The 21,826-nt window shown below is 53.2% G+C and carries 14 protein-coding genes; 4 read left to right on the forward strand and 10 right to left on the reverse strand.

Annotated elements, in window-relative coordinates:
* Window positions 1-20: 20 nt before the first annotated feature.
* The 4 genes from CA13_RS16015 to CA13_RS16030 form a co-directional block, all read right to left on the reverse strand.
* Window positions 21-1,739 (reverse strand): GspE/PulE family protein, encoded by a 1,719-nt coding sequence (locus CA13_RS16015; RefSeq protein WP_146398267.1) that lies wholly within the window; start codon window positions 1,737-1,739, stop codon window positions 21-23.
* A gap of 242 nt (window positions 1,740-1,981) precedes the next feature.
* Window positions 1,982-3,094, reverse strand: coding sequence for a type IV pilus twitching motility protein PilT (locus CA13_RS16020; protein WP_146398269.1), 1,113 nt, complete (start codon window positions 3,092-3,094; stop codon window positions 1,982-1,984).
* Window positions 3,095-3,546: 452 nt separating this feature from the next.
* Window positions 3,547-5,307, reverse strand: a complete 1,761-nt coding sequence (locus tag CA13_RS16025) for a GspE/PulE family protein (RefSeq protein ID WP_146398271.1) — start codon at window positions 5,305-5,307, stop codon at window positions 3,547-3,549.
* A 291-nt stretch (window positions 5,308-5,598) separates the two neighbouring features.
* On the reverse strand, window positions 5,599-6,402 hold the full coding sequence (locus tag CA13_RS16030; RefSeq protein ID WP_146398273.1) for a hypothetical protein: 804 nt from the start codon (window positions 6,400-6,402) through the stop codon (window positions 5,599-5,601).
* A 351-nt stretch (window positions 6,403-6,753) separates the two neighbouring features.
* Here CA13_RS16030 and ychF point away from each other — a divergent pair, with 351 nt between their 5' ends.
* Window positions 6,754-7,845 (forward strand): redox-regulated ATPase YchF, encoded by a 1,092-nt coding sequence (gene ychF / locus CA13_RS16035; RefSeq protein WP_146403704.1) that lies wholly within the window; start codon window positions 6,754-6,756, stop codon window positions 7,843-7,845.
* A 128-nt stretch (window positions 7,846-7,973) separates the two neighbouring features.
* Complete coding sequence (locus tag CA13_RS16040; protein ID WP_419194433.1) at window positions 7,974-8,567, forward strand: hypothetical protein; 594 nt, start codon at window positions 7,974-7,976, stop codon at window positions 8,565-8,567.
* 27 nt (window positions 8,568-8,594) lie between these two features.
* Here the strand turns inward: CA13_RS16040 and ilvE are convergent, their stop codons facing one another.
* From ilvE to CA13_RS16055, 3 genes are read right to left on the reverse strand one after another with little or no spacing between them, the layout of a single operon-like run.
* Window positions 8,595-9,452: a branched-chain-amino-acid transaminase gene (gene ilvE, locus CA13_RS16045; RefSeq protein WP_146398274.1), complete on the reverse strand. Its 858-nt coding sequence runs from the start codon at window positions 9,450-9,452 to the stop codon at window positions 8,595-8,597.
* Between the two features lie 27 nt (window positions 9,453-9,479).
* A complete protein-coding gene (locus tag CA13_RS16050; protein ID WP_146398276.1) occupies window positions 9,480-10,319 on the reverse strand; it encodes an enoyl-ACP reductase FabI in 840 nt (279 codons plus the stop codon).
* Window position 10,320: 1 nt separating this feature from the next.
* Window positions 10,321-10,869, reverse strand: coding sequence for a 3-hydroxyacyl-ACP dehydratase FabZ family protein (locus CA13_RS16055; RefSeq protein ID WP_419194434.1), 549 nt, complete (start codon window positions 10,867-10,869; stop codon window positions 10,321-10,323).
* A gap of 297 nt (window positions 10,870-11,166) precedes the next feature.
* On the opposite strand from CA13_RS16055, the gene CA13_RS16060 reads away from it, so the two are divergent.
* Complete coding sequence (locus CA13_RS16060; protein ID WP_146398278.1) at window positions 11,167-12,426, forward strand: nickel-dependent putative hexonate epimerase; 1,260 nt, start codon at window positions 11,167-11,169, stop codon at window positions 12,424-12,426.
* Between the two features lie 38 nt (window positions 12,427-12,464).
* On the opposite strand, the gene CA13_RS16065 is transcribed toward CA13_RS16060, so the two are convergent.
* Together CA13_RS16065 and CA13_RS16070 are read right to left on the reverse strand one after the other, a co-directional pair.
* A complete protein-coding gene (locus CA13_RS16065) occupies window positions 12,465-14,240 on the reverse strand; it encodes a cbb3-type cytochrome c oxidase subunit I (protein WP_146398280.1) in 1,776 nt (591 codons plus the stop codon).
* Between the two features lie 266 nt (window positions 14,241-14,506).
* Window positions 14,507-17,980, reverse strand: coding sequence for an aminotransferase class I/II-fold pyridoxal phosphate-dependent enzyme (locus tag CA13_RS16070; protein ID WP_419194435.1), 3,474 nt, complete (start codon window positions 17,978-17,980; stop codon window positions 14,507-14,509).
* Window positions 17,981-18,342: 362 nt separating this feature from the next.
* Here CA13_RS16070 and CA13_RS16075 point away from each other — a divergent pair, with 362 nt between their 5' ends.
* Window positions 18,343-20,163: an outer membrane protein assembly factor BamB family protein gene (locus CA13_RS16075; RefSeq protein ID WP_419194436.1), complete on the forward strand. Its 1,821-nt coding sequence runs from the start codon at window positions 18,343-18,345 to the stop codon at window positions 20,161-20,163.
* Between the two features lie 31 nt (window positions 20,164-20,194).
* Here CA13_RS16075 and CA13_RS16080 read toward each other — a convergent pair whose 3' ends face one another.
* A complete protein-coding gene (locus CA13_RS16080; RefSeq protein ID WP_146398284.1) occupies window positions 20,195-21,820 on the reverse strand; it encodes a cation:proton antiporter in 1,626 nt (541 codons plus the stop codon).
* Window positions 21,821-21,826 lie beyond the last annotated feature (6 nt).

The raw sequence follows: 21,826 nt of genomic DNA on the forward strand, positions 1-21,826 counted from the left end.
AGCTATCAACTGAGAACTTATTATTCTTCAACGGTTTCTCGAATGACTTCGTCGAGTGTTGTGATTCCATCGCAGGCGAGAGCCATTCCGTATTCTCTCAGCGCGATCATTCCATTTTGTTCGGCTTCGTCACGAATCTCGTCCGTCGATGCGTTGACCATTACCATTTCGCGGATCTTGTCATTCATGACCATTAATTCAAACAAGGCGATGCGACCTTTGTAGCCTGTGTTATTACAGGCATCGCAGCCGGTTCCTTTGTAAAACTTTTTCTTCTCAACGTCTTTTCGCTCGAGACGCAAATCGAACAGCATGTCGCTACTGACGCGAGTCTCTTCGCGGCATTTCGTGCAAATGCGGCGTACGAGCCGCTGGGCCAAGATCGCTTCCACTGTGGCACAAATCATGAATGCTTGGATGCCCATATCCTTTAAACGCGTGATCGTTGCCGCAGCACTGTTGGTGTGCAGCGTGCTAAACACCAAGTGACCAGTCAGTGCGGCTTGGATCGCGATTTCTGCCGTTTCCAAGTCGCGGATTTCACCCACCAGGATCGTGTCAGGATCTTGCCGCAGGATTGCTCGCAAACAGGCGGCGAAGGTCACCCCGACGTCGGTGTCGATCGGGATTTGGATGATGCCGTCGATGTCATATTCGATCGGATCCTCGGTCGTCATCAATTTGTCTTGAATGTCATTCAGTTCGGTCAGTGCCGAGTACAACGTCGTCGTCTTGCCGCTACCCGTCGGTCCGGTCACCAAGACAATGCCGTTGGGGCGATCGATCGCTTTGCGGAAATTGCCAATCGTCACCTCGTCCATTCCGACGTTTTCGAGAGACAAGTTCACAACGCTTCGGTCGAGCACTCGCATGACTACCGATTCACCAAAGATCGTCGGCAATACACTCACACGAAGGTCGACCGGGTGACCCCCGACCATCAATTCGATCCGTCCGTCTTGCGGCATCCGACGCTCGGCAATATCCAAGCTAGCCATCACCTTGATCCGCGTCGTGATTGCGAAAGCCAAGTGACGTGGCGGCGGGACCATTTCGTACAACACGCCTTCGGCCTTGATCCGAATTCGGAATTCATCTTCAAATGGCTCAAAGTGAACATCGCTGGCGTGATCCTTGATCGCCAACAACAAAACCATGTTGAGAAGTTTTCGAACCGGTGCTGAATCGGCGAGTGCCTCGGCGTCGGTAATGTTGAACTTTTCCGTTTCCAATGCCGAGATGACTCGTTTCAACTCTTCGTCGTTCGCAAGCTCGGCAACGAGTTTTTCGACACTTTCGGTTTCCGAGTCGTAGTGCTTGGTGATCGCTTGCATCACATCGCGCTCGGTCGCCACGACCATCGCGATCTCATGACCGAGGAACGTCCGCAACTCATCTTGGATCGTCAAGTTTTGCGGGTCACACGTCGCCACGGTCAACCGATTTGCATCTTCCTCGAACTTGATCGGCACAACGCGGTAAAGCTGCGACATGGTTTCGGAAATCTGAGCGAGTACCTCTTCGGGAATGTCCGCTTCCTCAAGCGACACCGTTTGCATCGACATTTGTTCCGCGAGCGCCTGAACGAGCTGCTCGTCGGTGATCAGTTGCATGTCCTCGGCGATTTTCCCAAACAATGCTCCAGGTTGCTGTTCTTGTTCTTCAAGAACAATCTCGAGCTGCTCGTCGGTGAGGAAACCGAGGTCGACGAGGATCTGTCCGATTCGACGTTGGGCCATGATGAAACGTTTGAGTTATGAAGGGTGATGTTTGAAGGTTTGGTAAAGCTACGCCCGCCCGAGCGTGGTTTATGTCGTTTGGCCCCACGCGCTGGCAAAGTTAGCTAGGCTTGCCAACGCGTGGGGCTTTACTCGAAGTTTGTCATTTGGTGTTCGTCATCTCTTGATCTCTTGCCACGATTCCCTTGTTCCCCTTGCTCTTCACTTTCCTACGCCTTCGCCCAATCCCTTAGTCCAGTGTTTTAGCTTTCGTCTTCTGGGACAGGAATTTGGCCGTCGCCTTCTCCATGCCGGAATTGAACGATGCGTTTTGCTAAGTCGTCGGGACGATGTGCCTTGGAAAGCGCGTCTTCGACCGAAATTTTTTCGTCTTTCCAATGCTTGAATAACGCATCGTCCATCAATTGCATTCCGAACTTCGCTCCGGTTTGCATCGAACTGTTAATCCGGAATGTTTTGTTTTCGCGGATCAGGTTCGCAATCCCAGGTGTCACAACCAACACTTCGTAGGCGGCCACTCGCCCACCACCGAGCCGTGGGATCAGCGTTTGTGCGACCACACCGATTAGCGTACTGGCTAGTTGGGTGCGGATTTGGTCCTGCAAGTTGCCCGGGAACGCGTCAATGATTCGGTTAACCGTTCCTTGAGCACTGTTGGTGTGCAGGGTCCCGAAAACGACGTGTCCGGTTTCCGCCGCCGTGATCGCCGCTTCGATCGTTTCCAAGTCGCGAAGCTCGCCCACGAGAATCACGTCCGGGTCTTGTCGCAACGCACGTCGAATCGCTTCAGCGAAACTTGGCACATCGACGCCTACTTCGCGTTGATTGATCGTGCTTTCAATATGGTCGTGATAAAACTCAATCGGGTCTTCGATCGTGATAATGTGATGGTCCACGTTTTCGTTGAGCAAGTTAATCAAACTGGCTAACGTCGTACTTTTCCCTGAACCGGTCGGACCCGTAACGAGGAATAGACCGCGAGGCCGGTGAACCAGTTTCACCACTGCTTCGGGGAGCCCCAATTGTTCCGGAGTCAATTTGTCGTTCGGAATTTGACGCAGTACCATCGAAATGAAACCGCGTTGCTTAAAAACCGACACACGGAACCGAGCTGCATCGCCGAACGCGAATCCAAAGTCGGCACTTCCCGTTTCTTGGAGCTCCCGTTGGCAGCGTTCGGGCGTGATGCTCTTCATCAATCCGACCGTGTCTTCGGCTTCAAGTGTCTTTGTGTCCAGCTTTCGCATTCGGCCATGGAGCCGGAATACCGGTGGTTGGCCCACCACAATGTGAATATCACTCGCACCTTGCTTGATCGCAGCGTGCAGTAGTTTGTCAATCAGCAGGGTGGCCACTCGGCACTCCCAGGAATAGTTGATGGTTAGTCGTTGGTGTAATGTCGCCTATCGCTCTGCGACAGCCGCGTTTCACTACCGAGGCTTTCTCGACAACGCAAAGGGTGGCGAAAAAGCAGCGATATTAAGGACGCGATCAACGACGATAATAATTGCGATCGTTAGAAAAGATGCCGTTTGAATGGAAATAATTGTGTCGGCACCACCATTATCCCCAGTTGCGCTGGATAATCCAAGAAAAGATCGCAAATCACCCTTTGGCGGGACCGCTGAGCGACCCAATTCCGCGCTTGCCGGTCCGTTGGTCAGGTGTGTGCGGGCGAGCTAGATAACACCACCCCTTGGGGGCTGTTTGGGAGGCGTTTGCTTCCCAAGCGACCATGGCTCAGCGGTGACCCATTGGGCGTGGGAACGGCCCTTAGATGTGCGTCGAAATTGCTTGCTTTGCAGGCCTACAACGAATCCAAATCTTTGACGATATGCTGCAACGCCAAGTCTTCTTGTTCGGTCCGTTTGGCGACCCGGTAGACCTCTTCGAAGGTCGTGATACCGCGAATGACTTTCAGCATTCCGTCGGCGTAAAGTGTTGACATGCCGTTGTTTATGGCTTCGGCGCGGATAACATTGGTATCCTTGCCCTTGAACATAAGTTCACGTAGCTTGTTATTGACCAACATAAGCTCGTAAATGCCAATGCGACCGCGGTAGCCTTTGCGTCCGCAGTATGGGCAGCCTTTGCCCCGTGCGAACTCCGCCTGCTTGACCATCTCGGGCGGCAACCCCGAATCCTTAATGACACTTTCGGGCGGTGTATATCTAACCTTGCAGCGGGGACAAATCGTCCGCACCAATCGCTGTGCCAAGACCGCGATGACACTACTTGCCACCATATAGCCAGGTACACCGATGTCTACCATCCGCGAGATGGCACTGGGCGCATCGTTCGTGTGGAGCGTACTAAATACCAGGTGTCCAGTGAGTGAGGCCTGGATTCCCATCGAAGCAGTCTCGTGATCTCGCATTTCGCCCACCAGAATAATATTTGGAGCTTGGCGAAGCATCGCGCGAATGATCAGCCCAAAGTCGAGCCCAATCTTGTGCCTCACTTCGACTTGGTTGATGCCGGGCAAGTAGTATTCGACCGGGTCTTCGGCAGTGATGACTTTGCGGTCGGGGCGATTCAGCGCATTAAGGGAAGCGTACAGCGTGGTCGTCTTTCCCGATCCCGTTGGGCCGGTGACCAAGATAATGCCGTTGGGTCGGCGGATCAGCGAGTTAAAGTTGCGGAAGTCTCGCTCGGAAAGACCCAACTGACGTACACCTACTTTGATGTTGTCCTTGTCGAGCAATCGCATCACGCACGATTGGCCGTGATTGGTCGGGATGATACTGACGCGGAGGTCCAATTGCTTGTCGCCGACGGTGATTTTGATCCGCCCGTCGGTGGGACGCCGTTTTTCGGAAATGTCGATTTTCGACAGGATCTTGATACGGGCGATCACCGCTGACAGCATCCGGCGGGGGACGCTTTCGCGTTCGACCAAAACGCCGTCAATCCGATAACGGATGCGAACTCGCTCTTCGAAGGGTTCGACATGGATATCGCTGGCTCGCAGTTGGACCGCTTCTTGGATCATCAGGTTGACCAGACGAATGACGGGCGCGCTGCTGTCGTCGACGGTTTCGTCCATCGAGTCCGAATCGGCGTCCGACGTTTCGGTAAAGTCGATCGCGGTGTCGGTGAATTCTTGCAGCATCGAGTCAGCCGATTCCCCTTCGACTTGCCCGTAGTAGTGGTTGATCGCCCCCAGGATGGCGGATTTGGGGGCGAGGGCGGTTTCGATTTTTCGATTCAGAATGAACCGCAGCTTTTCGATCGTTTCAAGGTCAAAGGGGTCGGAGATGAGAATTCGCAGCGAACCGTCATCTTCGCTGAAGGGAAGGATCGTATTTTCGCGAGCAACCGATTCGGGGACCAATTCAATGACCGATTCCGGGACCCGCTCGGCTCGCAGGTCAACAAACGGGATTTTGTGGTGTTCGGCAAGTGCTTGGGCGACCTCTTCGGGCGTCGCGTATTCCATTTGGATCAGCACATCGCCCACGTCGGTCTTCGTATTTTGGGCAACTTCCTCGGCTTCGGAGAGTTGATCGAGGCTGATAATGCCCTTTTTTAGCAGCAAATCAGTGAATTCTTTCATTGCTTGGCTCATGAGGAGGTACCTAAGAGGAGGAGTCGCAAAGGAGTCGTAGTTGCCTTTTCAAGCTAAATATTGGGAGCCCGGTTTTCGGCTGCTTCACATGCAAAGCATTGAGTGTACGCCCGATTGTCGGTTTAGGGGCGAACTGCGATATCGGGCTGGCTACCAACGTGCTTCTCTAGAATACCATCCCGCAGGGCGATTCGCTATCTGAATCGCTCTCGACGGTTTCGATTGTGAGCACAATTGCATGCGGTAGAACACCTGCATGGACAAGAACGCGATTCGCAGGTGAATTGGTTTCTACTGGGGCTGCTGAATCCAGAACCGCTCTCGTGGGTGATCGTCTGCCGCCGACACAGGGAGTGGCGATGTGGGGAGTGGCGCGTCGACTTCGCGCGAGGGGGTGCTGGCAAAGGTCGCGTTTTGCTGCACCGTTCGTTCCGCACTGGGGCTGGCTTTCTGCGTTGCAGAAGTCACACCGCGAGCGATTTGGTTGGTCCAGTTTAGTGTTTGTTCGGAAGGCCGCGTTTGGGAAGCCATTTCAGGTACCTTCAAGTTCATCGGCTTCATGGAGGCAATCGCGCCGACGGCAAGGGAGTCGACGGGTATGGAGTCGGCGGGGACAGAGGCAGCTTGCTGATTGGTCTTTTCGTACACCGATACGGTGGCGCTAAAGCGGTCTTCGACAATCGCGGGCCGGGTCAGCGGAACGGCGAGGTCTTCGTACGTCAGCGGCCGAAGGGATTGTCGACCTCGCGCTGACGGTTGTTTTTGGGCGTGAAGGTTCTGGTTCCAAGAGAATGAGGGGGAAGAACCGGATGCAAACGTGTCGATCGCACGCATTTCTGCTTCGAGTTTCTGGGTTGCCAACTCCGATTCGGCAGCGTGTTTGGCGATTGCGGCGGCGTTTGCAGCGGCAATTGCATTCCGATCGGCAGGGATGGCAGTGGCGCTCGGGATGGGAACGGGTTGCGTTGCGGCGGCATCCGATAGCTCCGTCGAGTCCGGAACAAGGTCGGCCGAGGGTGAGGGAGGACGGCGGAAAGGTAACGCGGCCAAAGTGCCTGCGGAAACGATCAGGACGCCGAGAGTTAGATTTCGCAAGGGACACGACTCACAAACGAGAATGGTTCTAAAACAATCACCAGTTTCGTCCGTGAAAATCACCTGCGAGCGAGACCGAATGAATCGATCGACGGCGCAAATGTGCATCTTGCAATAGTGAGGAATCGGCTTCGAGTGGGGGTGTAGATGAGTGGTTTTTGACAAAACGGCCGTATTTTTTGGGATTCCTTGTCTGTGCAGTCGAGTGATTCGAGGCAAATGTTCTTGATATGCCCTACGACCATTGGTTTCGGCGTGATACGATTTTCCCCTCGCCTCGGACGGCCCTATTGGCAGGATCGTCAACCGAACGAGTGCGTCGCAAATTTTCACCTGTATTGTTTTTGGTATATGGAAGCTGGAATCGTTGGTTTGCCGAATGTTGGCAAGAGCACACTATTTAACGCACTCACTTGCTCCCGAGCGGCGCAAAGCGAGAATTATCCCTTTTGCACGATTGAGCCGAATGAAGGGATTGTGAGTGTCCCTGATGACCGTTTGACTCGCATCACGCAGTACATCGTTCCGCAAAAAACGATTCCGGCGATGTTGAAGTTGGTCGACATTGCGGGCATTGTCAAAGGCGCGAGCGAGGGGCAGGGATTGGGGAACAAGTTCCTTAGCCACATTCGCCAAGTCGATGCGATCGTCCAAGTGGTTCGCTGTTTCGAAGATCCGGACGTGACTCATGTTTCGGGAACCGTCGACCCATTGTCGGACATCGAAACGATCGAAACGGAATTGATGTTGGCTGACATTCAGACGCTCGATAACTCGCTGGCAAAAGCTCAACGTTCAGCACGAAGCGGTGACAAAGAGGCGAAACTGCGAGTGGCTGCGATCGAAAAGTGCAACGAGCATTTGGCAAAGGATATGCCACTGCGAACATTGAGGCTGCCCGAAGCCGAACAGGAAGCGATTTCGAGTTACGGTTTAATGACGGCCAAGCCGGTGTTGTATGTGGCCAATGTCGGTGAAGATGACTTGGAAGGAAAGGATCCGTTGGTGGCGAAAGTTCGCGAATACGCGGAGTCGGCGGGGGCCAGCGTGGTCTGTGTTTGTGCGAAGCTTGAGGCGGAGATTGCTGAGCTCGACGAATCGGACCGGAGCGAAATGTTGGCCGATTTGGGATTGACGGAGCCGGCACTGAATCAGATCGCACGAGAGGCGTATCGGACGCTTGGTTTGCAGAGTTACTTTACCGCAGGCGAAAAAGAAGTCCGTGCATGGCCGGTTCCAATCGGAGCAACCGGGCCTCAGGCGGCAGGTGTGATTCACAGCGATTTCGAACGTGGATTCATTCGAGTGGAAATCTACTCGCTTGACGATCTCGAACAATACAAAAGCGAGAAAGAGATTCGACAAGCGGGTAAACTGCGTGTCGAAGGCAAAGCGTACGTCATGCAAGATGGTGACATTTGCCACTTCCTTTTCAATGTCTAATTAGCACGTCCAATTGACAAGCGTCGTTCCCAAACGGTGGTGCCCTGCTGCCGTTTCAGAAACCTTTTTTGGCTCGGTCATGGCGGCTAGAAGCCACCGTGGCTGGTTCCACTCCTCCCGAGAAATACATGAATAAAATGTTGATACCGATTCTATTTGCCTTGGGCACTGCGATCTTTTGGGGGTGCTATGGACCTGCGATTGGGAACGCGCAATCACCCCGCGGTATCGATGGCCGTCCGATGGTTCCACCGGAGGGCTGGACTCCTTTTAAACCCTACGTGTTTATTGGAATCGCCTACTTGGTCATCGCCATTGCAGGCGGTTTGATAATGATGAAGGTAAAAGGGGACACCTTTAGTTATAGCGGATCGCATTTTGCCACAGCAAAGTGGGGTTTCCTAGCGGGGACGCTCGGTGCGGGCGGAGCGCTTTGCTTGACCACTGCGATGATGACAAGTCGGGGCAATGCGTTACTGATCATGCCGATTGTATTTGGCGGTGCAGTTTCGATTACCGCTTTGGTTTCGGTACTTCGGTTGCACGCGGCAACGGTGGTCAGTCCGATGTTGTGGGTCGGAATGTTGGTCACGGTCATCGGCGTGGTGATCGTCGCGAGAAACACGCCTCACGGTCATGCGGGTCCCGCGAAGTCAAGTGCGGCCGAGGCTGATCCATTGCATGGTGGTGAAGTTCACGCGGTCGAAGAACCGCTCACTTGACGTTCGGAGGACGAAGTCCAGCGTGCGCTACTGTCGAATCAGTTTTCGGAAAGCTTCGGTCAATTTCTTGGTTACTGGACCTGGTTTTCCATTGCCGATCGTGCGGTCATCAATCTTAACCGCAGGGATCACTTCAGCGGCACTGCCCGTTAGGAAACATTCGTCTGCGACGTAGACGTCGTAGCGGGTGATTGGAATTTCGCGGACCTTGATTTTCTCTTGCTCCGCCAATTCCAGAACCACATCACGAGTTATCCCTTCGAGGATTCCGGCATCCATTGGTGGTGTGATCAACACGCCATCGCGCACCAAGAAAATGTTGTCGCCGGTACATTCGGCGACTTCTCCTTTATGATTCAGCATCAAAGCTTCGATACACCCTGCTTTCAAGCCTTCGATTTTGGCCATGATGTTGTTCAGGTAGTTGAGCGACTTGATCCGTGGGCTTAACGCGGCGGGATGATTGCGGATTGTCGATGCCGTGACCAATTGCAAACCATCGCGATAGTATTCCTCGGGATACAACTTGATGGTGTCCGCGATTATGATCACTTGCGGGTTACTGCATTTAAACGGGTCGAGGCCTAGTGGTCCGACACCGCGCGTGACGACCAATCGGATGTAGCCGTTTTCAAGGTCATTCGCGGCGACGGTCGAGTTTACGTCGATTGACATCTGGTCAAGCGAAATCGGGATGGGAAGCGCGATCGCTTGCGCCGAATCCCACAATCGCTTGAGGTGTTCGCGGAGACGAAAGACCTTGCCGCCATAGATCCGCATCCCTTCAAAAACGCCGTCACCGTAGAGTAGACCGTGGTCAAACACGCTGACTTTTGCATTTTCGCGATCGAAGTACTCACCGTTGATATATATTTTTTGGCTCATAATGCGTAACAACGCTGGGGAAAGAGGTTAGTCAATGTCTTGTGCCGTGACTGCTTGAATGACGGCAGAGTCGAAATAGTTTATTGCCATCGCAGCGTCAACCACAATGGATTGAGCGGCGATCCCGCTACTTCGTGGGCTGAGTAAAAACGCAGCCGTGTTGGCCACTTCTTTGGTCGAAACGGCACGGCCGCGAGGGATTACTTTTTCCGCATAGAGGTACGAATCAACATAGCCCGGGATGCCTGCCGAAGCACTCGTTTTTAGCAGTCCGGCCGAAACCGCATTGAACCGGACTTCGCTAAACCGGCTGAACGACTTGGTCAAAAACGCAAGCGATGATTCCAATGCTGCTTTGATCGGAGCCATGAAGCCATAGCTTTCGCTGGCCATGCGAGTGGTGCTAATGCCGATCGTTACGATAGACGCGTCCGCCGAAAATTGGTCCTTTAACGCATTGCATACGCTGATCAACGAATAAGCGGAAATGTCGACCGCTTGCAAGAATTGCTTTCGCGTTGTTTCGTGGAAAGGCCGAATACCTTCCGGGTAATCAGCAAAGGCAATCGAATGGACCAAACCGTCAATTCGGATCCCTTCGGACGCAATCTGTTCCGCCAGCGCATCAATTTGCGATTGATCTTCGACATCGCAAACGATCATCTTCTCTCCATCGAGAAGCTTAGCCAAACTCTCTTTTCGCGATTCGCTTCGGACGCTGTAGATCACACGGGCACCCGCTTGGCTGAGAATGCGTGAAATTTGGTAGGCGACACTTTTCTTGTTCGCGACACCCATCACAAGGACTGTACGATCGCGTAGACCCAAAAAATCGAGACTTGGTTCGTGAGAAGGTTTTTGATTCATTTCATTTCGTTAGGGTTGCGACGGAGCAAGCAAAATCAAGTCGCGTGGCAATTTTGCCGTTGACGATCATTTTTCCCGTCAGGAAAAACGCGTTGCTGACGCGATCCTTCAATACCGCATGGACTTCGACCGTGTCACCAGGCCGAACCATCTGTTTGAACTTGACGTTGTCCATGCGTGTGGCGACAGGAACCGTCGCCGATTGCATCGATGTTGCCGACTGCATCGATGTGATTTCCGCCAACAAGATCGCTCCGGCTTGTAAGCAGCATTCACATTGAATGATCCCCGGGACGATTGGATGCCCAGGAAAATGGCCCTGGATAAAAAACTCGTCTTCGTGGAAAGTTTTCCGGCAGACGATTTCCGATTCGGTTTGCGAAACGATTTCGTCCAACAAACGCATGGGGCTGCGATGCGGAATCATTCGTTCGATTTTCTCAGCAGTCATCTCGTCGGCACTCGCAGTCTTGAAGGCGTGTTTCGCGGACCATTCGACGCGAAAACGCCGCATTTCGTCAACCCGGCTTCCACTACCTTTGCTTTTCATGGGCAAAGTCAGTTTTTCAAGTGGTGCTAACAGCCATCCGGAAGCGTTAACCGGGCATCATGGCATTCTTATGCTTTTACAGCGAGCGAGGATGAGTCTATCCGTCGCCCTCACTTGGACATCGAATTTGCCCAGATCCTCTTCCAGCCGACCTGTTCAACCGGGCGTGCTTGGTTGTAACTTGTAGAGTGTGGATTCAACGGGGTCGCGTCGTGAGCGGCAAGGCGCTCCGAAACATGGCACTCATCCCCATTTGCCGTTAACACTCTCAATGTCTTTTTGCCGGATTCTTTTTCTATGACAACCTATTTCGCTGCTGGTTCGGCCACGACTTCGCTATCGAGTGATGATTTTCGCGAAGCACTTAATCAAACCTTTGCCGCGATCGGAGCGCCGAAACGGGCCTTGTTGTTGCCCCCCGATGGAACTCGTTTTTTTAGCCGTGCAGGCGAATTGACGATTCTGTGCCGAGACATCCTTGGGGATCGTGTGTCGGACATCATGCCGGCTTTGGGGACGCATTCGGCGATGGCCCCCAATCAACTCGACCATATGTTCCCCGGCATACCGCACGCTTTGTTTCGGCCTCATCTTTGGCGTAGCGATGTCGTGACGCTTGGAACGGTACCGGCCGATTATGTTTCGGAGGTTACCGGTGGGGTTTACAAAAAGCCGTGGCAAGCACAAGTAAACAAACTGCTTCGCGATGGTGAGCACGATTTGATTTTTTCAATCGGCCAAGTTGTCCCTCACGAGGTCATCGGGATGGCAAACTATAACAAGAACATCTTTGTTGGCACTGGCGGTAAGGATGGAATTAACGAGAGTCATTACCTCAGTGCGGTCTATGGCATCGAACAGACTCTCGGGCAAGCGAACACGCCCCTTCGACAAATTCTCAACTATGCGCAAGACAATTTTTGCAAAACGATGCCGCTGCTTTACGCATTGACGGTCGTTGAACAAATGGCTGATGGCACGATGCACACGCGAGGATTGTACATCGGCGATGATCATGAGACCTTTTTTCAAGCGGCCAAGTTAGCCGAAAAAGTAAACATCAAAGACCTGCCTCACAAACCAAAGCATGTCGTTACTTACCTCGACCCCAGTGAATTCAAAAGTACGTGGTTAGGTAACAAATCCATCTATCGCACACGACTTGCGATTGCTGACGGAGGGCGATTGACGGTACTCGGTCCCGCCGTCGAAGAATTTGGCGAAGACAAACAAATCGATACACTGATTCGGAAATACGGTTATCAAACCAAACAACGAGTGATGGAATTGGTTGACGCCAACGAAGACTTGGCAGCTAACCCATCGGCAGCAGCGCACTTGATCCACGGTTCATCAGAAGACCGTTTTGAAGTGGTCTACGCTGCCGGTAAACTCAGCGACGAAGAAATCCACAGCGTGGGCTATACGCCGGGTGATCTTGCCGAGTTGATGAAGCGTTACGATATTGAAACGCTCGAAAACGGTTTCCATACCGACGTCGACGGCAGTGAGTTTTACTACGTCCAAAATCCAGCGCTTGGTCTTTGGAGAGGATAGAGACCTTTCACGGCGAAAAAGGTCTCGATGTTAAGACGTTACGCTATCTCGGCTAACTCTTCGATTTGCTGAGGTGGGAACTGGAATCGGTCGTAATTCGCAGTGCCGACTTCGATTTTGGTCCCATTGAATTGTCGCTGAACGTCGGTAAAGACGCGGCGTGAATAGAGGCAAACTTCAAGCTTCTCTTCGTGACCAAACGTCACCACCGTTGCGTCGCGTTTGTCGGACATCCGAATAGTCTGCTGCAGATGGTTTGCCAATAGTTCCTCGATCAAATCGAGTTTCCCTGTTTGGTAAATGCCGTTGTCGCCGAATTGGGGACGGCGCGTTCGATCAATGTTGTCCGTGACTGTAATGATCGCTAACCCATCATGTAACACACTGGTGAACCGGATCATTGGTTCGGGGCCTTTGTCGCTGATCTCGGCAAGGACTTTGTGGTCACAGCCAAATTGCAATGCAATCGCTGAAACGTTGAAGTCATCACTTGGGCGAACATAAGAGGGATTCGAAAAGCTGATCGTTGCTAACCGTTCGACAGCGTCGATGATGATCGTACTGCACGAATCGTCCATCGTCGCGATTAACCGAGGGTCGCTGTAAATCATCGGTTCTTTTGTGTTGTCACGTCCAGCCAAGTTATCTTGGGCTTGATCGAACGATGACCGATAGCTGAGGACTTTTCGTTCGCTCGGCTCGGCAACCGATGGTGGCGGCAAAATATTCTCAAGCGGTTGGCACGCCCGACAGTGCAGTCGAGAAGCGACGACAGCAGCCAATCCAGTCGTTCCAATTAGAAACCCAAAAACTTGATGAAGCGAATTGCCGCCGACGCGTGCAAAATGGCCCTCCACAAACATTTCATAGCCGCCGAGGATGACCATCATTAAACCAATAATCATGTACAGCATGCTTGTTTTACGACCGCCTCGTCCTTGACGAAGCGGAAAACCGACCAAAGCGATTAGCGACGGGATCGGCATGAATATCCATCCCAACCACGACGGTGTGCCGCTACCGATCAGTAACCATCCAATCAGAATGGATAGAAGCGATACCAGCAGTCTGCCCATGGCATAAACACGAGAAGGAGGTTCGTTCATCGGTTCGATGATGTAACTTACTGGCGAGTCTGTCGACGATGCTTGAAGCTCTTGAAGCGTTTCAACCCAAGCGGTTGCATCGCGATCCATCGCCCCAGGTTTCGTAAGCATGGATATCGTTTGTCGGGATTGGCCAGTTGTGTCAATCGTGAGATAGCCACGAAGTTTATTGAAAGAATCAATTTGTTTTGCAGCCATCGCAACCGCATTACTCGTGCGAATCAACGAGAGTTCGTGAGGAAGCGAAGTTGGATTGGCGTCTTGAGGGTAGAGCTTGATCGGCTCGAAGGAATCCGCCAAAATTTTCCCAATTTGAGCTGGGTCGATCGAACCGGCGAGGTCTTTTTGCATTGCTGCGACGCGTCGTTTGACTTCTTCGGGGTCGCTACTAAGAGATCCGAGATCGCTGACCTTGCTCAGACTTTTTGCGATCTGTTCAAGTTGGCTTGCTTTTTCGTTACGGTCAAAGTTAACGTTGGTCAGATGCACATGTGCATTGTCGGCAAGCCCCTCTTTGATCAAGGTTGCATAGTCCACTTCGCGTGGTGACGCTTTCATTGCCAATGATCGATGCCCGATCGGAATTCCGGACGTGATGGCGAGCGTGGTGCCCCAGAGCAGTAGTAGAAATCCAAAGAGTATCGAGTAACTGCCGCGCGGGCGCGGCGGCGCGTTTCGATTGCTATTTCGTTTTGACGACTTCGGCATGACCTGTTTCTCAGTGGAACACAGAAGGTGTACATGGTTACCTAAGTGAACGCAGGGAACCACTGAAAGCCTAGGTTATGTTTGGCAAGAAATACTCCAAAACCGCAATTCGAAACCGAGTCGCGTGTCGGTTGTGCAGGTGTTCGCGTTTGTAGGGGCCATGAAACATGGCTAAGGGCAAGTTGGTTCAATACCTGGCCGTGCCCGTTTGCAGGAGAGGGAAAACACGAAGCTCGGTAACCGCTTGAACTGTTTTTCCGCAAAGACTAAGGGTCGATTTGGGCCGGTGCTGTTTGCGCGGATTCGGTTTGCGCGGATTCGGTTTCGGGCGTCTTTGGCTCGGTAGTGCGGCAAAAGCCGAGATCGGTCAAGTGCTTGGCGGTTCGTTCGACCGCGAACCGAATCTGTTCTTCACTATGTTCGCATGTGATAAAGAACCGCAGTCTCGCAGCCGATTCATCGACGGCTGGATAAAGAATCGGCTGGACATTGATGCCATCCCCTTTGAGCCGATTTGACAAGCGAAGTGCGACCATCGAATTGCCCGTGATGACGGGGATGACGGGGGTCCCTTCGCTATCACCGGTATCGAGTCCCGCTTGGCGGCAAAGCGAAAGAAACAAATGGCTTCGTTTGCGCAGCAGTTCGACCCGCTCGGGTTCGTCGTCTAAGGTTTGGATTGCCGCCAGCGCTGCTGCGACTTGCGCAGGTGGCATGCCCACACTAAACACGAAACCAGGCGCGGTATACTTGAGCAATTCCACCAATGCTGCACTGCCGGCAATGTAGCCACCGCAAGACGCACCCGACTTACTTAGCGTTCCCATCCAAATATCAACGTCGCGCGCGTCCATGCCGAAATGTTCGGCCATTCCGCGGCCGGTTTTTCCCATCGTTCCAAAACTGTGCGCTTCGTCGACCATTAGCACCGCGCGATGTTTGCGTTTGACTTTGACAAATTCAGGAACATTGGAAAAATCGCCGTCCATGCTGTAGACCCCTTCGATCACGATTAACACGCGACGGTACTGAGACCGCATCTCCGTTAGCATGCGGTCCAGGGCCTCAAAATCGTTGTGCGGGAACGGGCGTCGTCGAGCTCCCGACAACAGCGCCCCTTGTACGATGCTGTTGTGCGAAAGCGAATCGTGCAGGATCAAATCTCCTGATCCGACCAAGTGCCCGATCGTGGTTTCATTGGTTGCGTGACCACCGACCATTAAGATCGATGAGTCGACGCCGATCCACTTGGCGATCGCTCGTTCCAGTTCATTGTGAATCGGTTTCTCACCAGAGACCAAACGGCTTGCTGAAACACTCGTTCCGTATTTCTTAACCGCTTCGGCTGCTGCCTCGGTGACGCGTGGATGTCCGCTCATCCCCAAGTAGTTGTACGATGCGAAACTAATGTAGGGTTTGCCACCGACGACGGTCATGTCGCGGACGATTCCTTCGTGGACAGTAAAATAGGGATTTGGACAGCCCGTCATCTGCATTTGCTGCATCATTGTTTTCAGTCGACGGTACTCGGCGAATTGCGCGATATCGTCTTCCGGTTCGACAGTCGGCATAGCATAGGCGACCGCACCATTGCCCGCTGCTGCAGCGATCGATGGGGGGACGGCGCCGTTTAGAAACGCCACCGCGCGCATCTCACCGCCGGGCGGCAAGTAACGCTCAATTGCTTGGGCGGTTTGGCCGATGGTTTCGATTTCGTCGAGAATCTGCTCGGGGAAACGACCGCCAAAAGTTCGTTCCAAGTTACGTGCGATTTCGAGTCGTTCGAGGCTGTCGAGACTGAGGTCGAGCACGATGTTGGTCTCGAGATCAAGGTGGCTCGCTCGTTCACCTGCGACTTTGCGGATATGTTGCTTAATCGCTTCGATGACCGAATCGTTCAGGTCATCGGCGTTGATCGTAGTGTCATGTCCACTGGCTGCGGCGGCCTGCATCATCGGCTGCAAATCGCTGCCATCGCGATCTGCCGATTCTTCTTCGCGTCGCACCCATTTGGCGATCAACTTCAAATCGCCATCGCGGACCGCGTGCAAACAGGCGTGACGTTGGATCTTTCCACTGCTGGTTTTCGGGACACTGCTATTTCGGATCAAATAAACTGCGTCAGGCGGCAATTCGTGTTCGGCGGTAACGGCGCGGCGAATCGCTTGAAGCTGAGCGTCCCAATCGAGGTCGCGTGCTCGGATCGCTTCGGCCACGATCACCAATTGTTCGCGTCCATCGTATTCCATCGCAAACGCAGCGACCGAGCCTGCCTGGACCGCATGGCTGGCCCGTTCGACCGTCGCTTCGATGTCTTGCGGATACCGATTCACACCGCGGACAATGATCATGTCCTTTAAGCGACCCGAGACGTAAAGTTGCCCGTCGTGTAAAAAACCAAGGTCACCGGTTCGCAAGAACGGTCCTTGATCGTCGGCCGTCCGTGCATAGAAGGTCTGTTCGGTGGCATCCTTACGCTGGTAGTAACCTTTACCAACCGATGGGCATTGGATCCAAATTTCGCCGATCTCGTCGTCGGCGAGGGGCATCAGGGTTTTGGCGTCAACGATTAGGATCGTTTCTTCCGGGAGCACCCGCCCGCAGCCGACCAATGGTCGTGCCAAGTCAGAGTCCGAATCAACGGTGACGACATGTTTTTTGTCGAGTTCCTTCCCGTTGAAAGTTGTGATGACCGGTCGGGTTTCACGTGGTCCACCTGTGACCAACAGCGTCGTTTCGGCCATCCCGTAGCATGGTAAAAACGCATTGCGGCGAAAACCGTAACGCTCAAATCGTTCGCAGAAAGTATTGAGCGTTGATGCGCGGATCGGTTCGGCACCATTGAACGCAATTTCCCAAGTCGACAAATCGACTCCCTGCATCTCTTCGTCACCGATCTTGTCGACACAAAGTTGATAGGCAAAGTTTGGACCGCCACTAATCGAAACTTGGTGTTTCGAAATGCCTTGAAGCCAACGTGCCGGTCGCTGCAGGAACGTCATCGGACTCATCAGCACGTTTGTCTTACCAATAAACATTGGCATCAACACACCGCCGACCAAGCCCATGTCGTGGTAGGTTGGAAGCCATGTCATTCCACAGACTGCCCGGTTGGGCTCGAACGCTTGCAGAATCAATTCACTGTTGGCGACCAAATTACCCTGAGTCAACATGACGCCTTTAGGCGAACCCGTCGAACCGGACGTGTATTGAAGTACTGCGAGGGAATTGCGATCGAGTTTTGGCATCCGCCATTTGTCGATCCGTTGACAGTCAGGGTCATCCGTCCCGAGCAGTTGAACGCCGACGAGGTCATCGTATTTCTGATCGCTCGATAATTGTTCGACCACCGATTTGGTTGACAACGCCCACCGTGTATCGGCATCAACGACGATCGATCGGATTCGGGACGCTTTGCGATTTCGCCGTGGTGGGTAAGCAGGAACGGCTACTGCACCAGCAGCATGGCAAGCGAAAAATCCAATAATGAAATCAAGCCCAGGTGGATAAAGCAGCAAGAGTCGGTCGCCAGCACGAATCCGACATCGATCTTGAAGATAACCAGCCAGCCCGCGGACGCGGTTCCAAAGTTGGGCGTACGTGATCTCCTGTTCGACCGATTCACCATCAGTGAAGCCAAACGCGACATTATCAGCACGGTTTTCCGCCCAATGACGCAGGATCGAGACATAGTGGTCTCGCGGTGGGATCTCGTTTCCAAAAAATCGTTTTAGGTCCACGAACGTAATTACCGCCTGGAATCGATTGACTCGACAGCACCACCCGAACAAGGGGGTGGTGATCCGATTAGAATAACAATGACAAGCACCTAGGATAACGAAGCATCCGCAGGAGTCACTCTGTGATCACATGATTCCGTTTAAATCGGCTGCCAAAACCACAGATAATTCGTCAAAATTGGGGATCGAATGCTGATGGAATCTTTTTTCTCGCACGGAGCGGCGGGATCATAGCTTTGTTCACTATGATATCGAACTTGACGAGGTAACAAAATTTTCGAGGGCGAGTTCTGGTTTCACCAAAAGTCGCCCCTTGTGCCCCCCTAATTCACTATTTGCTGATCGTAAGGATTCATCTGACTTTGACTGATTCCAAAAACTCACCGTCGCCAGCAGAGAACGGTGGTCTTCCTGAGAACGGTGGTCTTCCTGAGAACGGTGGTCTTCCAGAGGACGGTGGTCTTCCTGACGCTGCATCCGGGGAGGTTTTCGGTGGCGAACCGTCGCCATCTCCTACGGAGCATGCCGAGATAAACGAATTAGTGCGTGCTGGGAAGAAGTCGTCTCGCTACCTTTGGCGGGCTGGCTTCGCTTGCTTGGTCACCATTTTACTGGTTTGGCTTGCGCAGAGTTTCGCTCCGAGCACCGATCATCAGATGGCCAATTTCGCTACGTTTGCGATCGCGCAATTCGGCATCCTGTTCGTTCTCTACAAACTGCATCGCTACGTTTCCGCAGTTGGCGGATCGGTTTGGACCGTTCCACTCTTGACTGTTGCACCGATTGCGCTGTTCTTATGGCTATATCAGTTTGATGGATTCAGTGGCGAGATGGTGCCTCAATGGAAGCCCCGGTATTGGGGTGAAGAAAAGATTCCACGGGTCGCGATTGACAGCAGTCAGGCCAGGGAATCGCTTCCAATCTCTGACGCGGCCATGGCCTTGGAGCCGTCGAATGGCTTTCTTGGGAACTCGCGTACGGGCGTGATTCCACAGCGGCTTTTTGGTGTCCCTGAAAATGCCGAGCAAGTCGAAATCCTTTGGGATCAGGGGATCGGCGAGGGGTGGTCTGCGTTCGCAGTATCGAATGACTCGGCCGTGACGCTTGAACAACGCGACGACCTTGAATGTGTCAGTTGTTATCGACTAGGGGACGGCCATCTTAAGTGGATTGTTGAACATCCCGCGCGGCATGAAGACACGCTCGGCGGCGTCGGCCCTCGCTCCACACCCACCATCGACGGGGATCGAGTCTATGCACTCGGAGCGACAGGTAAGTTGTGGTGTTTGAACTTGAAAAACGGTGACGTGGTCTGGACGGTCGATCTTGTGGAACTAGCCGGTTGGGATGTCGAAGCATCTGAAGCGTTGATTTCATGGGGCCGCGCAGCCTCACCGCTACTGGTCGATGGATTGTGCATCATTCCGTTTGGCGGCCCTGCATCGGACGCATCGATTCCACCGTCGGAGCTTGCCACAGCAGGCCGCAGCTTAATCGCGTTAGATGCTCAGTCGGGCGAAATACGATGGACTGCTGGCGAGGACCAAATCAGTTACGCTTCGCCCGTCGTGTTAACGTTGGCAGGAAAACAGCAAATCGTCACGGTAAACGAAGCGAGTGTGTCGGGACACGAAATCGCGGACGGTTCGCTCCTTTGGTCATTCGATTGGCCTGGCCGGTCCAACGCGAATGCCTCTTGTTCCTCCGCTATGCCCGTTGGCGAGAACCGATTCTTGATCGGCAAAGGTTACGGTGGCGGCAGTGCCTTAGTGGAAGTATCCAAGGATGCCGAAGGAAATTGGACGGCCGAGGAAGTTTGGATGTCGGGCCGAGTATTGAAAACCAAGTTCACGCATGCGTGTGTCGACAACGCAACCGCCTACGCGATTAGTAATGGAGCACTGCAAGCAGTCCGAGTCGAGGATGGAAAACGTCTTTGGGAACAACCGCGAAGTGACCGAGCGGCTCAAGGTCAAATCTTGCTTTGTGAAGACACGATTGTGATGCAAACCGAACCGGGGGAAGTGGTGTTGGTTCGCGCGACGCCGACGGAGTACAGCATCTTGCTGCGGTTACCTGCGATGAGTGCGAAGACATGGAACATTCCCACGGTCGCCGGTCGGCATTTGATCGTCCGCAACGACCGACAGGCGATTTGTTTCTGGCTGCCACCGCGCGAATAGGATCGGCCTCGCTCGCATTGACATGATTCGCTCACTTTGCCATGAATTGCTCGCACCATTTCATTAACGCTTGCGATGCTTCGGCTTCTTCGCTAATCACACCATTCGCACCTGCCTTTTTCATTCGGGGCACGTTCCCCAGGTATCGGCACCTGACCAAAATCGATGCCTTTGTGTTGATCAAGCGGATCGCGGTGACAATTTGGCGGGCAGCGTTATCATCGGGAACTGTGACAACGGCCAAAGCGCAATCTTGAACGTTTGCCCTTCTCAACACCATGACGTCACGTGCGTCACCGGTGACGGTATGAAAACCATGTTGAGCAAATGCGTAAAGGTTGATGGGACTAATGTCCATCAAGCAAACATGAAGCCCCGTTGTTTCGAGCCGCGATGCGGTTTGGCGTCCGATAACACCCAAACCAATCACCACAGCTTGCTTGGAATCCTTGTCATCGACAACGACGCTCGTATCACGATCATGTTCGATGGCCAATCGATCGGTCCATTGAAGCCCAAACTTCAAAAGCTGGGGCGTGAGAATTAACGTCCCAAGGGCAATAAAGAGCATCCGGTTGTATTGAGACGCCGACACCAACCCTTGGCTCACACCTCCTGCCAACAGCAAAAACGAGAATTCGCCAAGCTGAGCAAGTCCGAATCCCATCCCGATCGAGGGTTTCCATTTCAATCCGGTAAGCCGTAGCGAGATGGCGGCGGCGATTCCCTTTACCAGCAACATGCCGACCAACAATGCCGAGAGCAGCAGCGGCTCTCGAAAAAAGACCGCCGGATCGAACAGCGTCCCAAGCGTCACAAAAAAGACGGCTGAAAACGATTCGCGAAACGGCAGTACCACCGTGTCGATCTGTTTGCTGAGTCGATTGCCGCTGAGGATCATTCCCGCTGCCAATGCCCCGACAGCGGCTGGTAAGCCAAGCCAAACCGCACCCCAACAAACCCCACCAAGCAAGCACAACGTGAACAAGATGACCAACTCGACACTGCGAAGTTTGACCAGTAATGCGACGAGCATCGATGCGACCAGCCTTCGCAGCAAATAAATCGCAACAACAAAGGTGAGCGATTTGCCTGCAAGCAACCCGTAAATGCCGATTGTCGGTGCTTCCCCTTGGTGGGTCAGCAGCGGCAACAGCAGCATTAAAGGTACTAGTGCAACGTCTTGGAACAAAAGGATTGCGATGGCACGCTTTCCATGCGGGGTCGTGGTTTGACCCCATTCCGAAAGAGCCTTAAAGACGAGTACCGTGGAACTTAACGCGCCGGCCGCCCCGATCAATATCGCTACGTTGGCTGTAAAACCGTACGCCAAACAGGCCACGCTGAGCGGAACTGCAACGAGTAGCATTTGGGTCAAACCGCCGACCAAAAAATAGCGGCTTAGTCGAGCCAGTTCATCGAGCGAAAACTCGATTCCAACGGCAAACAGCAAGAACAACGCACCGGCGGACGCCAGAATTTCAAGCTCATGGTTCTGTTGGGAAACAATCCCCAATACACCTTGTCCGATCAAGGCACCCACGACCAAATAGCCGACCAATAGCGACACGCCAATCCGTTTGCAGGTCGCAACCGCGATCAAACCAGCGGTCAACACAATCAACAGGTCGAAGGTGATTCTTGAGAGATCGTCCATCGAAAT

The organism is Novipirellula herctigrandis, from assembly GCA_007859835.1.
Lineage (GTDB): Bacteria > Planctomycetota > Planctomycetia > Pirellulales > Pirellulaceae > Novipirellula_A > Novipirellula_A herctigrandis.

Coding starts and splice junctions, on each gene's coding strand:
- CA13_RS16065 (WP_146398280.1), bottom strand. CDS start 14,240: ATGCCGAAGTCGTCAAAACGAAATAGCAATCGAAACGCGCCGCCGCGC.
- CA13_RS16060 (WP_146398278.1), top strand. CDS start 11,167: ATGACAACCTATTTCGCTGCTGGTTCGGCCACGACTTCGCTATCGAGT.
- ilvE (WP_146398274.1), bottom strand. CDS start 9,452: ATGAGCCAAAAAATATATATCAACGGTGAGTACTTCGATCGCGAAAAT.
- CA13_RS16080 (WP_146398284.1), bottom strand. CDS start 21,820: ATGGACGATCTCTCAAGAATCACCTTCGACCTGTTGATTGTGTTGACC.
- ychF (WP_146403704.1), top strand. CDS start 6,754: ATGGAAGCTGGAATCGTTGGTTTGCCGAATGTTGGCAAGAGCACACTA.
- CA13_RS16050 (WP_146398276.1), bottom strand. CDS start 10,319: ATGAATCAAAAACCTTCTCACGAACCAAGTCTCGATTTTTTGGGTCTA.
- CA13_RS16025 (WP_146398271.1), bottom strand. CDS start 5,307: ATGAGCCAAGCAATGAAAGAATTCACTGATTTGCTGCTAAAAAAGGGC.
- CA13_RS16040 (WP_419194433.1), top strand. CDS start 7,974: ATGAATAAAATGTTGATACCGATTCTATTTGCCTTGGGCACTGCGATC.
- CA13_RS16055 (WP_419194434.1), bottom strand. CDS start 10,869: ATGAAAAGCAAAGGTAGTGGAAGCCGGGTTGACGAAATGCGGCGTTTT.
- CA13_RS16015 (WP_146398267.1), bottom strand. CDS start 1,739: ATGGCCCAACGTCGAATCGGACAGATCCTCGTCGACCTCGGTTTCCTC.